The sequence below is a fragment of the Streptomyces sp. NPDC101191 genome (assembly GCF_044767915.1).
Classification (GTDB): Bacteria; Actinomycetota; Actinomycetes; order Streptomycetales; family Streptomycetaceae; genus Streptomyces.
On the sequence record NZ_JBIWOU010000008.1, the window covers coordinates 254,492 to 268,034 of the forward strand.

10 protein-coding genes and 1 pseudogene are annotated in these 13,543 nt (G+C 74.0%); 3 read left to right on the top strand and 8 right to left on the bottom strand.

Annotated elements, in window-relative coordinates:
• Window positions 1–801: a hypothetical protein gene (locus ACIRQF_RS29475; protein WP_404096497.1), complete on the bottom strand. Its 801-nt coding sequence runs from the start codon at window positions 799–801 to the stop codon at window positions 1–3.
• Between the two features lie 452 nt (window positions 802–1,253).
• Between ACIRQF_RS29475 and sepH the strand changes: the two genes are divergently transcribed.
• Window positions 1,254–2,309, top strand: coding sequence for a septation protein SepH (gene sepH, locus ACIRQF_RS29480; RefSeq protein ID WP_376628670.1), 1,056 nt, complete (start codon window positions 1,254–1,256; stop codon window positions 2,307–2,309).
• A gap of 185 nt (window positions 2,310–2,494) precedes the next feature.
• On the opposite strand, the gene ACIRQF_RS29485 is transcribed toward sepH, so the two are convergent.
• Window positions 2,495–3,322 (bottom strand): sulfurtransferase, encoded by an 828-nt coding sequence (locus tag ACIRQF_RS29485; protein ID WP_382481641.1) that lies wholly within the window; start codon window positions 3,320–3,322, stop codon window positions 2,495–2,497.
• A 210-nt stretch (window positions 3,323–3,532) separates the two neighbouring features.
• Here ACIRQF_RS29485 and ACIRQF_RS29490 point away from each other — a divergent pair, with 210 nt between their 5' ends.
• On the top strand, window positions 3,533–4,309 hold the full coding sequence (locus tag ACIRQF_RS29490) for a VOC family protein (protein ID WP_376628666.1): 777 nt from the start codon (window positions 3,533–3,535) through the stop codon (window positions 4,307–4,309).
• 111 nt (window positions 4,310–4,420) lie between these two features.
• On the opposite strand, the gene ACIRQF_RS29495 is transcribed toward ACIRQF_RS29490, so the two are convergent.
• The 3 genes from ACIRQF_RS29495 to ACIRQF_RS29505 are packed head-to-tail and all read right to left on the bottom strand — an operon-like array spanning window position 4,421 to window position 9,586.
• Window positions 4,421–5,704, bottom strand: a complete 1,284-nt coding sequence (locus ACIRQF_RS29495; protein ID WP_404096501.1) for a polysialyltransferase family glycosyltransferase — start codon at window positions 5,702–5,704, stop codon at window positions 4,421–4,423.
• 3 nt (window positions 5,705–5,707) lie between these two features.
• A complete protein-coding gene (locus ACIRQF_RS29500) occupies window positions 5,708–6,673 on the bottom strand; it encodes a glycosyltransferase family 2 protein (protein WP_404096503.1) in 966 nt (321 codons plus the stop codon).
• A gap of 39 nt (window positions 6,674–6,712) precedes the next feature.
• Window positions 6,713–9,586, bottom strand: coding sequence for a YfhO family protein (locus ACIRQF_RS29505; RefSeq protein WP_404096505.1), 2,874 nt, complete (start codon window positions 9,584–9,586; stop codon window positions 6,713–6,715).
• A 238-nt stretch (window positions 9,587–9,824) separates the two neighbouring features.
• Here ACIRQF_RS29505 and ACIRQF_RS29510 point away from each other — a divergent pair.
• Window positions 9,825–10,811, top strand: a pseudogene (locus tag ACIRQF_RS29510) (GlxA family transcriptional regulator); the annotation flags it as partial.
• Window positions 10,812–11,011: 200 nt separating this feature from the next.
• Here the strand turns inward: ACIRQF_RS29510 and ACIRQF_RS29515 are convergent.
• The 3 genes from ACIRQF_RS29515 to ACIRQF_RS29525 all read right to left on the bottom strand — a co-directional run bounded on the left by ACIRQF_RS29515 (window position 11,012) and on the right by ACIRQF_RS29525 (window position 13,532).
• Window positions 11,012–11,662, bottom strand: a complete 651-nt coding sequence (locus ACIRQF_RS29515) for a thymidine kinase (RefSeq protein ID WP_376628659.1) — start codon at window positions 11,660–11,662, stop codon at window positions 11,012–11,014.
• A gap of 71 nt (window positions 11,663–11,733) precedes the next feature.
• A complete protein-coding gene (locus ACIRQF_RS29520) occupies window positions 11,734–12,939 on the bottom strand; it encodes an alkaline phosphatase family protein (protein WP_389750405.1) in 1,206 nt (401 codons plus the stop codon).
• Window positions 12,939–13,532, bottom strand: coding sequence for a DUF5998 family protein (locus ACIRQF_RS29525; protein ID WP_376628655.1), 594 nt, complete (start codon window positions 13,530–13,532; stop codon window positions 12,939–12,941). The genes ACIRQF_RS29520 and ACIRQF_RS29525 overlap by 1 nt, the downstream gene beginning before the upstream one ends.
• Window positions 13,533–13,543: the final 11 nt, after the last annotated feature.

A 13,543-nucleotide genomic window follows, 5' to 3' on the forward strand; every position in this document is an offset into this window, starting at 1 on the left:
TCATTCGCCCGCCGTCCCCCGCGGGCTCGCGGGGGCGGTGGCCGGCGGGGTCGTCGGCGGCTCCGTGGGGGGCGGGGTCGTGCCACCGTCGGTGGGCTCGGCGGAGCCGGACGGCGTGGGCGCGGGGGTCGGGGTGACGTCGGGGGTCGGCGAGCCGGTCCCCGGGGTGGTGTCCGGGGTCGGGTGCGTCCCCCGCCCACCGGTGGAACCGTCGCCGCCGGTGCCCGGCGTGACGTCGGGCGTGCCGCCCCGGGACGGGTGCTCCTCGCCCTTGTCGCCGCCGGTGTCGCCGCTCGCCCGGCCGCGGACCGCGGAGCCGAAGGTGGTGGACCCCTGGGTGCCGCCGAGGTCCTGACCGGAGCTCAGCTCGTACGCGGTGATGCCGCCCATCGCGACCAGGAAGACCACGGCCGCGCCCAGGAAGGGGCGCTTCCAGCCCCGGACCCGGGTGCCGTGGGTGGTGGGCGCGCCGAACTCCTCGCTGTGGCCGGCCTCGGGCGTCACGGGCAGCCGAGGCCCGTGCGGCTTCGCCTGGGTGCCGGCCCCGCGCATCTGCTCGCCGGTGCGCTTGAAGACGTGCTGCAGGACCGGACCGCCGCAGGTGGCGATGACACTGATCACGCCGGCGCCGAGGATGGTGCCGTACACGCCCAGCGTGGAGGCGAGTTTGGCGGCGAGGACGGCGGCGATCGCGCTGCCCGCGACCTGAGGAACGCTCAGGTCGAAGCGTTTCCTCTCGTTCTCGCGCTCCTTTGCGCCGGTTTTCCGCTCCTCCGTGCCGGTTTCCGGCGTGTGACGCATGTCCAACCCCTGCTGTCCATCTGTTCCACCATGCACTCACAAGGGACAAATGGGCGAAGGGATTAGTTCCGTTTCTGGCGTTTCTGTGAAGAGGGACACGCACGGGGGGAGAAGGCGGAGACTCAACTCCCGAACCTCCCGAGAAGTTGGGCGGCGCGGCGGTCCACCCAGGTGGCCCGAATGGAGTACTGTGGCGAGCCCTGGGTCCGGATTCCCTCACGGGTGTCCGGAATCGACGGAAGGGGGCCGAAGGTGGCACTCGAACCGACGACGCCACGGCACGCACGGGCACCCGCGACACAGCGTGACGGCCTGTCACTCTGCGTCGCAATCAGGTAACCGTGCCATAACGGCGCTCCAGGGTCCATGCCCGACACGCCGGGCAACTCGGCAGGGTTGTGGCAGGCTGCACCCGGGCAGGCCACACTCGACTAGCGGAAGCAGCGACGCACGTGACGTCGGCAGGCACCACCCGGGAGGTTCCCATGCCCGAACTGCGTGTCGTGGCCGTCTCGAACGACGGCACACGACTGGTGCTGAAGGCTGCTGACAGCACGGAGTACACGCTTCCGATCGACGAGCGGCTGCGCGCCGCGGTACGCAACGACCGCGCGCGCCTCGGGCAGATCGAGATCGAGGTGGAGAGCCACCTCCGCCCCCGGGACATCCAGGCACGGATACGTGCCGGCGCGTCCGCGGAGGAGGTCGCGCAGCTCGCCGGCATCCCCGTCGACCGGGTACGGCGCTTCGAGGGCCCCGTACTCGCCGAGCGCGCGTTCATGGCGGAGCGGGCCCGCAAGACCCCCGTGCGTCGGCCCGGCGAGAACACCGGCCCCCAGCTCGGCGAGGCGGTGCAGGAGCGGCTGCTGCTGCGCGGCGCCGAGAAGGACACCGTGCAGTGGGACTCCTGGCGCCGTGACGACGGCACCTGGGAGGTGCTGCTCGTCTACCGCGTCGCGGGCGAGGTGCACACCGCGAGCTGGACGTACGACCCGCCCCGGCGGCTCGTCCAGGCCGTCGACGACGAGGCGCGGGCGCTGATCGGCGAGACCGACGACACGCTGGCCGCCGCCCCGGAGCCGACCTTCCCCTTCGTGCCGCGGATCGCCCGGCTGCCCCGGGACCGGCCGCTGGACCGTGCGCTCGACCGCCAGATCGAGCGGACACCGGTCCCGGCCCCCGAGCCGGAGGAGGAGCGGGACTCCCTGACCAGCCTCCTGGAAGCGGTGCCGAGCTTCCGCGGCGACATGGTGGTCCCGGAGCCGGCCGACACGGAACCCTCCGACGAGGTCGAGGCCGAGGAGCCGCCGGCCCCGGCGGCCTCCGCGGGCGCCGGTTCCGCCTACGCGGACGTCCTCATGCCCCGCGCCGTCTCGGGCCACCGCGACCGCCTCATCGGCACCACGGACCGCCAGGCCGAGGCCGACGGCGTCCGCCCGGGCCGCCGCGCGGCGGTCCCGAGCTGGGACGAGATCGTCTTCGGCACACGCCGCAAGAAGCAGGACTGAGGCCTGACGTGTGAGGGCCCGCGCCAGGGGCGCGGGCCCTTTCGCCGTGCGCGAGCCCGGGCCCACTCGCCGTGAGCCCGCGCCCGTTAGCCGTGTGCGAGCCCGGGCCCCCTCGCCGTGCACGAGCAGGGGGCCCGTTCGCCGTGCGCGAGCCCGGGCCCCCTCGCCGTGCGCTGCCGGGCGGACTACTGCGGATCCGGACCCGTGGCCACCGGGCGGCCCGGGTCGGCGGACCACTCGGACCAGGAGCCGGCGTAGAGGGCTGCCGGGCGCCCGGCGATCGCGAGGGCGAGGACCTCGTGGGCGCCGGAGACGCCGGAGCCGCAGTAGACCGCGACGTCCGCGCCCTCCGTGGCGCCCAGGGCGGAGAAGCGCGCCGCGAGGTCCTCGGCGGGCAGGAAGAGCCCGTCCGGGCCGACGTTCTCCGTCGTCGGGGCCGAGACGGCGCCCGGGATGTGGCCGCCGACCCGGTCGATGGGCTCCACGTCGCCGCGGTAGCGCTCGGCGGCGCGCGCGTCGAGGAGGAGGCCGGAACGGGCCAGGCTCGCCGCGCCCTCCGCGTCCAGCAGGCCCAGGGCGCCCGGGCGCGGCTCGAAGTCGCCCGGCGCCGGGTCCGGGACGTCCTTCACCAGCTCCCCCGGCCACGCGGCCAGCCCGCCGTCGAGGACCCGGACGTCCGGGTGCCCCGCCCAGCGCAGCAGCCACCAGGCCCGCGCCGCGCCCCAGCCCAGGCCGCCGTCGTAGACGACGACGGGGGTGTCCGCCGAGACGCCCGCCCGGCGCATCGCCGCGCCGAAGGCGGCGACGTCCGGCAGCGGGTGCCGCCCGCCGCTCCCGGGCGGACCCGCGAGGTCGGTGTCGAGGTCCACGTAGACGGCGCCGGGAAGATGGCCGGCCTCGTACTCGGGACGCCCGGGCGGACCGCCGAGGGTCCAGCGGACGTCCAGGAGGACCGGCGGCCTTGCTCCGGCCGATTCGCTCACGAGTTCGCTTGCGGAGATGATGGGCTTCATGGGGCCATCCTCGCTCAGCCCGCACGCCGAGATCGGACCTCTCCCGGATTGTCCGGGGCGCGCGGCGCGCTCCGTGGTGCAACGATCAGCGCAGAGCGTACGACCGGCGCAGGTGTAGGAGGGCCGGGCGGCGGGCAGTGACCCGCCGGGGCCCCCTTGGACGGACTTCCGGCCCCACCTCGTACGGCCACTGGCGAGGAGAGAGTGACGATGACCGAGGCGACTCGGCGCACACCCGGTACACCCTGTTGGGTGAGCCTGATGGTGCACGGACTTGACGCGACGCAGGAGTTCTACGGCGCGCTGTTCGGCTGGGAGTTCGTGCCCGGGCCGCAGCAGCTCGGACCGTACGTGCGCGCGCTGCTCGACGGCCGGGAAGTGGCCGGCATCGGCCAGCTGCCCCCCGACCGGCATCTGCCGATCGCCTGGACGACCTACCTGGCCACCGACGACGCCGACGCGACGGCGGAGAACGTCCGCTGCTGCGGCGGCACGGTGGCGGTCGGCCCGATCGACGCGGGCGAGGCCGGGCGCATGGCGATCTGCGCGGACCCGGCCGGCGCCGTCTTCGGCGTCTGGCAGGCCGAGTCCCACCACGGCACCGCGGCCGCCGGACGCGCCGGGACCCCGGTCTGGAACGAGCTCCTCACGTACGAGACGTCCTCGGTCGCCAAGTTCTACCGGTCGATCTTCGGTTACGAGGCCGAACCCGTCGTCTCCGCCGACTTCGACTATCTGACGCTCCACCTCGACGGCCGCCCGGTCGCCTCCCTGCACGGGGTGGGCACGGCGCTGCCGCGGGACCGGGGCGCGCACTGGATGACGTACTTCGAGGTCGAGGACGTGGACGCGTCCGCCCGCCTGGTCGGCGAGCTGGGCGGCCAGGTGCTGCGTCCGCCGCGCGAGGGCACGGCGGGGCGGCTCGCCCTGGTGACCGACCCGGAGGGCGCGGTCTTCACGCTGGTGCGGTCGACGCCCCGACGCTAGGACACGGCCGCCCGGAACCACGGCGGCCAGGGCGCACAAGGCTCCGGGCGCGCTCCTGCTCCCCCGCCACGCATGACGGCGAGACGAACGCCCGGGTGCCCACCTGCAGGCCTACGCCCGCGCCGGGATCCGCAGTGCCAGCTCCGCCAGCCGCTCCGCCGGGAAGTGGAGCGCGGCCGCGGGGCCGGTGCCGTGTGCCGCCAGGTAGGCGATCGTCTCGGTTCGCAGGCCCGGGTGCGCGGTCGGGCGCATGCAGTGGCCGACCGCCCGGACCAGCGGCGCGAGACTGTCGGGCGCCTCGCCGGGTACGGCGGGCTCGGCGGCGCCCTCCAGGTCGGGGACGAGGTGGTGGACGATCGTCAGCGGGACGCGGTTGCTGTTCTCGTACGGGGTGAGCCGGGCCAGCACGGTGTCGGTGCCCACGCGCGCGACGGGGACGCCGTAGTAGACCGCGGCCGTGAGCATCGCGGTGGAGAAGCAGCCGACGACGAGGCCGGGACGGCAGCGCTCGTAGAAGGTCTCGGCGAGCAGCGGCCCGTCCAGCACGGTCAGGGTCACGCCGGTGCGGGCGGCCTCCTCGTGGAGGGCGTGCGAATAGCTCGCCGGGGCCGTGGGGTGCGGCTTGAAGACGATCGAGCGGTGCCCGGCCGCGACCGCGCCGCGCAGCATCCGCAGGTGCAGCTCCTCTTCCTCCTCGCCGGTGAGGATGCCGAGGACGGCGAGGTACTGACCGAGCAGCAGCGCGGTCGGCGCGGCGGCGACGGCCTCCGCCAGCCGGCCGTCCTCGCCCCCGTCCTCGGCGATCTCCCGGAGAACGGCACGGAAGGCGTCGTCGGGGACGAGCTCGGCCCCGACGCCGTACTCGGTGAGCAGCAGCGGGCGCAGTCCCGGCACCAGGTCGAGGTGGAGGACCCGGCGGACCCGGGCCGCGATCGACTGGGGCAGTTCGTCGCGGGTGGGGCCGTAGCTCATGAGCCCGTCGGCGTAGACGTGGACGGCGCTTTCGGCGAACACGGCGGCGAGCGCCTTCGCCGGGTTGACCTGGATGGACTCGACGATCACCTCGACGGTGGCGGAGCCCAGGCCCCACGCGGTGCGGAGGACCCGCTGCCACAGCGGGGACTCCTCGGGGCGGGGCGCCCAGGAGCTGGGGTGGTGCGGGTGGACGGCCTCGTTCCAGTCGACGACCTCGTCGAAGCGGGCGGCGATCCGCTCGTAGCCGGTCATCGAGTCGATCCGGACGGCGGTCTCGGGGATCTCGGCGTTGTTCGCGACGAGGAGGAGGCGGCGGGCGTGGCCGGGGGCGCCGAACCGGCCGGCGTCGAGGGCGGCCGCCACGGTGGCGGCGCCGTAGAGCGTCGACACCTGGAAGATCTGAACGCGGTCGTGCGCCATGGGTCAGGCGGCCTTTCCGGTGTCTCGCAGGCTCCTGAGCAGGGTGCTGCGGGGGGTGTCCATGGTCGCGAGGGTCTCGTCGAGGACCGCCTGCGGCATCCGGCGCAGGGCGTCGCTGACATCGCGCCGGAGGCGCTTGGTGACGGCGGGCTCGTACTGGTCGGCCTTCGCCATGTGGAAGGCGATCATCGCGCAGTAGGTGCGGACGGCCTTCGGCAGGAAGCGGTCGGCGTCGCGGTCGCGGGAGACCTCGTCGAGCAGCAGGTCGTAGGACGGGATGAAGTCGAGCTGGCGGTTGTCGGTGATCTGGGTCAGCGAGGTGGTGACGCCGCGCCGGTAGAAGACTCCGTGCAGGGAGAGGGCCGCGTAGGTGCGGGCCGTGAGGTGGAGCCGCCAGATCCACAGCCGGTCCTCGGCGGTGCGCAGCTTCGTCTCGAAACGCGAGGCACCGTTCTCGAAGAGGCGGGCGCTGTAGATGCCGAAGGGGACGAAGGGGTAGTCGACCATCGTCACCATGCTGGCCGGGGCGATGCCGTCTCTCGGGTCCATGACGGTGTCGCGTTCCTTGGCCGGCGCGTAGCGGATCTGCCGGTTGCGGTCGGTCGACAGGACGTGGTCGGTGCGGGCGAAGTCGCAGCCGAGGCGGTCGATGCCGGCCACCATCGCGCGCAGGTGGCCGGGGGCGTACCAGTCGTCGCCGTCGAGGAAGGTGAGGTAGTCGCCGGTCGCCGCGTCGATGCCGGTGTTGCGGGCCTGTGCCACGCCGAGGTTGGTCTCGTGCCGGATCACGGTGGCCTGCGGGATGCGGTCCTTCCAGCGGTCGAGGAAGTCCGGGGTCTCGTCGGTGGAGTGGTCGTCGACCAGCAGGAACTCGGTGTCCGCATCCGCGTTGTCGGCGAGACTGCGCAGGGTGTCGGGGGCGTAGGGCCCGACATTGTGGAACGGCACGACGACGGACAGTTTCGGCACTCGGAATCCCCAACTCGCGTATCTGTACAGGCGGGCAGACTAGACAGCGCTCTTCTCCGGTGAACGAGCCCGATGTGCACGGGCGGTGAACTCTTGCCGTCCCTCGCGTGCACGGCCGCGGCGCCGGTGGAGCACGGCGGTGGCCAGGAGGGCGGCGAGGGCCGCCGCACCGACCGCGCCGCCGATCCGGACGCCCGGCGGGCGGAAGGAGCAGGTCACGGAGGTGGCCTTGCCGTCGAGGGGGACGGCGAGCAGGCCGAGCCGGCTGTGTGCGGGTGCGAGCGGGGCGTCGCCGGCGGCACAGCGCCAGCCGGAGATCCGGGGGACGGCGAGCACGGCGGTGCCGGTGCTGCCCGCGGGAAGGTCCGCGGTGAGGGTGTGGCCGGTGGTGCGCACCTCGGTCGCGCCGGTGGCGGTGAGGTCCCGGACGGCGGAGGTGAGCCTTTGCCGCTCCAGGCAGCCGACGGGTTGGGCGGGCAGCTTCAGCCGGGGCTTCGCGCCGTCCTCGGGGAGCAGCCGGATCCGTACGGCACCGGTGGCGGGGACGGTGCCGAGCCGCTGCATGGGGCCCAGTACGGCGGGAAGTCTGCCGGCGAAGCCCACTGCCGGGCCGTCCGCGAGCGCGGCGGTGCCCTGGTACTCGGGCGCCCAGAACCAGACCTCGGAGCCGGCCGGGCAGCGCACGTCGAGGGTGGCGGTGCCGTCGGGTGCGTCGGTACGGCGCGCGGCGGGGACCTCGTAGACGGTGTGGCCGAGCATGCGCTCCTGGCGGGCGAAGGCGTTCGCCGCGCTCGTCCGCGGCCTTGGGTCCGTCGGGTGGACGGTCACGAGCGGCGGTACGGGGGTGTCCGTGACGGTGATGCCGGCCTCGGGGAGCCGGTCGACGGCGAGCTCGGCCTTCGGGGTGGACCGCATCCGGGTGCCGATCGAGAAGATCGCGTCGGTGACGGGGTTGTCGAGGGTGACGGGGTGCCGGCCCTTGGCGAAGTAGCCGAAGCCGAGACCGGCGAGCGTCCGGGAGTACGTGTCGGCCGTGAGGCTGCTGTAGTAGTCGGCGCCCTGCCCGCCGACGAGCAGGACGTCGTTGCCGCCGGGCACCTCGCCGGGGTCGGTGCGGTGCCTCGGCCAGGCGTCCTTCTCCGCGACGGCGCGGGTCATGTCCGTGTGCCAGGGGCCGACACGTGGCGACCAGGAGACCTTGCTCAGCTGCTGTTCCTCCGTGCGCTTGCCGGTGACGAGGATCTCCCCGGTCTGCGCGGCGAGCAGCAGTCCGACCGCCAGGACCGGCAGCAGGCGCCGGGCGCGGCGGCCCGTGGCCCCGCGGGCGAGCAGTGCGGCGACGGCGGCGAGCACGGCCAGGGCCATGGCGCCGACGGCGGCTGGGTACGTCCATCGGTCGATGTCCCGGCTGACGGCGGCCGCGCGGGCGCCGAACACGAGCAGTCCGGCGCCGCCGAGCAGCGCGAGGGGCCGGGGCACGCCCCGGGCCACGGACAGCCAGGCCGCCATGAGGAGCAGGCCGCAGAGGACGAAGGTCTGGCGGTAGGGGATGCCGTTGGGCGAGGCGCCCGCGTGCCAGATCAGATGGGTCGGCTCCCACTGCAGGGAGAGTGTGACCAGGACGACCGCCACGGCCCAGCCGGTGCGGACCCGGGCGGCGACGGAGGTGTTGAAGGGCAGGGTGAGGGCGAGGGCGAGGGCGGGCGTGCCGATGAAGAGGGCGGGGGTGGCGACGCTCGCGGTGGCCGGCAGGAAGCGGGCGAGCACGTCCGTCCAGGCGGCGGGGGCGAAGGCGGTGGGCGGGGTCGGGTCGGCGACCTTGGTGGCGAGGAAGATGACCACGACGAGCGGGGCTGCCAGCCCGATGCCGATGAGGACGCTCCGGGCGGCCCGCAGTAGCGCGGCGAGGCGCGGGCGCCGCTGCCCGACGGTGCGGCGGGGGCCGTCGGAGCCGCCGCTGCCGTCCGGGCCGTCCAGGGCATTGGAGCCGCCGCTGCCGTACCGGCCGAGGGTCCGGCGCGGGCCGCCGGAGCCGCCGCTGCCCTCCGGGCCGTCCAGGCCGTCGGAGCCGCCGCTGCCGTACCGGCCGTCCGGATCACGGAGGCGGCCGTCGCCGTGGCGCGCGCGGTCGGCGTCGTGGGTGGCGTCGTGGGTGGCGGTGCCCGCGCCGGACGCGCGGCCGGGGGCGGCGCCGGTGCGTGTGACGGCGGGCCGGTCGGAGCCGGTGTCGTCGGTGGTGAGCAGCCGGACGACGAGGACGACGCCGGCGCCGATGGTGGCCATGTAGGCGGTGTAGAAGTTGGCGAACCAGGCGACGGCGACGACGAGCGGCCCCAGGACCGGCCGGCGCCCCTTGCGGGCCCACTCCCCCACCAGGCACAGCAGCGGGAAGGCGACGAGTCCGTCGAGCCACATCGGCACGGTGGCCGCGTAGTTGAAGGTCCAGCCGGACAGGGCGTACGCGGTGCCGAGGACGGCGGCGACCGGCCAGGGCCCGCGCCTGAGGGTGAGGAGCAGGGCCGCCATCGCCGCGGCCGCGGTGGCGATCTTGGCGGTGGTGACGACGTACAGGGCGAGTTCGGTGCGGTCCGCCGGAAAGAGGACGACGAGCAGATCGAACGGGCTGCTCAGATAGGTGCCGAAGTCGCCGAGGAAGTTGGAGCCGAATCCCGACGTCCAGTTGAGGAAGAGATCGCCGTGGCTCTCCCCCGTGAGCAGCGTCCGCCAGTACGCGTGAAACGGGAGGTACTGCTGGCCCAGGTCGACGATGTTCCGGGTCCTGGGGCCGAACGGATAGCTCCCCGCGAGGCGCCCCGCGAGGCAGAACAGCAGTCCGGTGAGCACGGCCGCCCCGGCCGCTGCCCGCAGCCGGGGCCGCGACGGGGGGTGCTCGGTCTCGGCAGCGGGTGGCACACGTCCTCCAGGGGCTGCTCGCCGGCCCGTTCGGCCCGTTCCGAGCGGATCGGCCCTTATGGCGCTTCGGCCCGGCGCGGGCGTTCTGATCGTCGTAGAAACGCATTACCTCCGAGTCGGGCGACCCCCGACCGAGCACGAGGAGGTTCCTGAGCGCACCTCAGGTGAACAGCCGGTGCCGCCGGCCGCGGCTACCCTGCGTATGCGAACACCGTTGCCGAACACCGGGCGGAGACCCATGAGCACCGTCGGACGCCTGATCGTCATCGTCCTCTTCGAAGGGGTGGACCTGCTCGACGTCACCGGACCGCCCGAGGTGTTCGCCCTCCTGCGGCGCGAGACGGACGACGCGGCGGCCTACGAGGTCGTCCTCGCCGCCGAGACCCTGGCGCCGGTCACCACCGCGGCCGGGGTACGCGTGCTGCCCGACGTCACCTTCGAGGAGGCGGCCGCCAGGAGCATCGACACGCTGCTGGTGCCCGGCTCCGTCGAGGTGGACGGCGAACGGCGCGTGCACGCCCTGGTCGATCCCGCGGTGGTCGCCTGGGTACGCGTCCTGGCCGAGCGGACCCGGCGCGTCGCCTCGGTCTGCGTCGGTGCGCACATCCTCGCCGCTGCCGGGCTGCTCGACGGCAAGCGCGCCACCACCCACTGGTCCACCGCGCGGCAACTCGCCTCGGATCACCCGGAGGTGGAGGTCGACGCCGACCCGATCTTCATCCGCGACGGCGACGTGTGGACCGGCGCCGGCATCAGCTCGTGCCTCGATCTGTCGCTCGCCCTCGTCGCCGACGACTTCGGCGAGACGCTGGCGCTGCGCGTGGCGCGGCAGTTGGTGATGTATCTGAAGCGGCCCAGCGGCCAGAGCCAGTTCAGCGTGCCCCTCGAACCGGTCTCCACCACCCGGCGCGTCGAGGACCTGCGCCACTACGTCACGCGCCGTCTCGGCTCCCCGCTCACCCTCGCGGAGCTCGCCGCGAGCGCCCACGTCAGCGAGCGCCAGCTCACCAGGATCTTCAAGGCCGAGCTCGGGACGACCCCGAGCGCCTACGTCGAGGCGGCCCGCGTCGAACGCGCCCGCCACCTGCTGGAGTCCACCGACGCCACCCTCGAACGCATCACGAGCAGCTGCGGCTTCGGTACGACGGACACGCTGATCCGGGCGTTCCGGCGGCGGCTCGACACGACACCGATGGAGTACCGGCGCCGCTTCCGGGCGGTCCCGTCCCTCGCGCTGGGGGCGGACGGGGCACCCGCCGACGGGTCGGGGGGAGGCGCGCCGCCGGTCGGGCCCGGTGACCACGCCCCGCCGGTCGGGCCCGGTGACCACGCTCCGCCGGTCGCGCCCGCCGTACCGGAGGAGGACGGCCCGTCCGCTCCGTCCCCGGTGGACGGCGTGCCGGAGGCCTCCCCCGCGAACGCTCCCTAGGAGGCGTCGGGCACGGGCAGGACATCCGGGGACAGCGCCGCCGCGCGAGCGGTGGCGGCCGTCATGCGGCGGCGGTGGTGACGGCGGCACAGCACCTCGTAGCCGACCTCGTCACCCGCGTTGACGTCGCCGACGACCACCTGCGCGCCCTCGACCACCATCTCGCCGCCGACGGTCCGCGCGTTGTGGGTGGCGCGGGCACCGCACCAGCACAGGGCCTCGACCTGGAGGACCTCCACCCGGTCCGCCAGCTCGACGAGCCGCTGCGATCCGGGGAACAGCTTGGAGCGGAAGTCGGTGGTGATGCCGAAGGCGAACACGTCGAGCTCCAGGTCGTCGACGACCCGGGCCAGCTGGTCGATCTGCTCGGGCGCCAGGAACTGCGCCTCGTCGGCGATGACGTAGTCGCAGCGCCCGCCCTTCGACAGATGGGCGACCAGGTAGGCGTAGAAGTCGAAGCCCTCGGCGGCCTCGACGGCGTCGGTGACCAGGCCGAGCCGCGACGAGAGCTTGCCCTCGCCGGCGCGGTCGTCCCGCGTGAAGATCATGCCCTGGAGGCCACGGGTGGAGCGGTTGTGCTCGATCTGAAGAGCGAGGGTGCTCTTTCCGCAGTCCATCGTTCCGGAGAAGAACACCAGCTCGGGCATGGGAGGTCGAGGACCTTTCGAGATCGGAGAGGGAAGGGGGCGAGGGGCGGAGGCGGGTGGTGGCGGAGGCCTCAGGTGCGGACTTCGAGCAGCGGGACGAGCTGCTCCGCCGGGGTCATGGACCCGTGCATGCCGGCCATGGCGGACTCGTTCGGCTCGTTGACGGAGGCGGTGATGGCGAGGTCGCCCTCGGCCGCGGCGACCACGTCGCCGATCCGGCCGTAGACCCGCTCGTCGATCCGGTCGCCGAACCAGCCGAGCTCGATGGCCTCGTCGCGGCTCGCGACCCAGAAGCGGTCGCCGATGACCTCGCGCCAGCAGGTGAGGACGTCCGCCTCGGCGCCGGGAACGGCGTAGACGTGGCGGGCGCGGCCCTCGCCGCCGAGCAGGGCGACACCGGCCCGCAGCTCCCAGTCCTCGTCGAAGTCGATCCGGTGGTCCTCGTCGAAGGGGATGTCGACCATACCGTGGTCGGCGGTGACGTAGAGGGCCGAGCGGGGCGGCAGCTGTTCGGCGAGCCGCTGGACGAGCCGGTCGACGAACATCAGCTGGCCGCGCCAGGCGTCGGAGTCGATGCCGAAGCGGTGTCCGGCGCCGTCGAGCTCGCTGTAGTACGTGTAGACCAGCGCGCGGTCGCCTGCGGCGAGCTGCTCGGCGGCGCAGTCCATGCGCTCCTCGCCGGAGAGCCGCCCGAGGAAGGTGCCGCCGCTCAGCGCGATCTTGGTGAGCGGGGTCTCCTGGAAGATCGGCGAGGAGACCTGGGCTGTGTGGACACCGGCCTCGTCGGCGAGCTGGAAGACGGTGGGGTACGGCTGCCAGACGCGCGGCGGGGTCCAGGGCTTCCAGCGGAGCTGGTTCATCAGCTCGCCGGTGTCGGGATTGCGCACCGTGTAGCCGGGCAGGCCGTGGGCGCCGGGGAACTGCCCGGTGCCGACCGAGGCGAGCGAGGTCGCGGTGGTGGCGGGGAAGCCGGCGGTGAGGGGGCGCCCGGTGCCGCCGCGCGAGGTGGCGAGCAGCGAGGTGAGGTACGGGGCCTCGTCCGGGTGGGCCTTGATCTGCTCCCAGCCGAGTCCGTCGATGAGGAAGACGCAGTTGCGGTCGGCGGGCGCGAGCTCGGCGATCCGCGCCTCGCAGCCGGGCACTCCCTGCCCGGCGACGAGCGTCGGGAGCAGGTCGCCGAGCGACCCGCTGCCGTACTCGGGGAGCGGGGCCGCGGCGGGGTCCAGCGGCACCGGTTCGTCGGGCCAGCCCTGGGCGAGCGTGGCGGGCTGGGCCATCAGCGGGCGACCGCGGTGGCGGCGGTGGCTTCGGAGAGCGCCTGGGCGAAGGCCAGGGTCTGCCGGACGGTGTCGGGGCCGTCGCCGGCGTCGCTGACCCGGAGGCTGAGGTCGTCGGCGGTGGAGTTGCCGGTGTAGCCGTGGTCGGCGTCGCAGTTGGGGTCGCCGCAGGCGGCCGGCTCCAGGTCGATGCGCGAGACCGCGCCCCAGCCGATGGTCAGGACGACCTCGCGGGGCAGGGTGCCGGGGGTGTACGACTCGGGGTTGGCGACGACACGGCTGACGACGATCGACGAGATCCGGTCGAGCTTGACGGACTCGGTGGACGTCGTGGCGTACGGCGTCGGGGAGCTGTTGTCGGCGGACTGCTCGTCGGTGTGGCTGACGATGAAACGGTTGGCCGTGAGGACGAGGACCGTGACGTGGCGCCGGACCTCGTTGGCGTCGAAGGTGGTCTCCTGGTGGACCACGTACGACGTGACGGCCTCGCCGCCGACGGCGGACTCCACCGCCTCGGCCACGAGGGCCGGGTAGTAGCCGCTGCGCTCGATCGCCGCGCGCAGCCCCTGGGTCGTCGTACCGGTCTTCGCCATGGACTCCATCC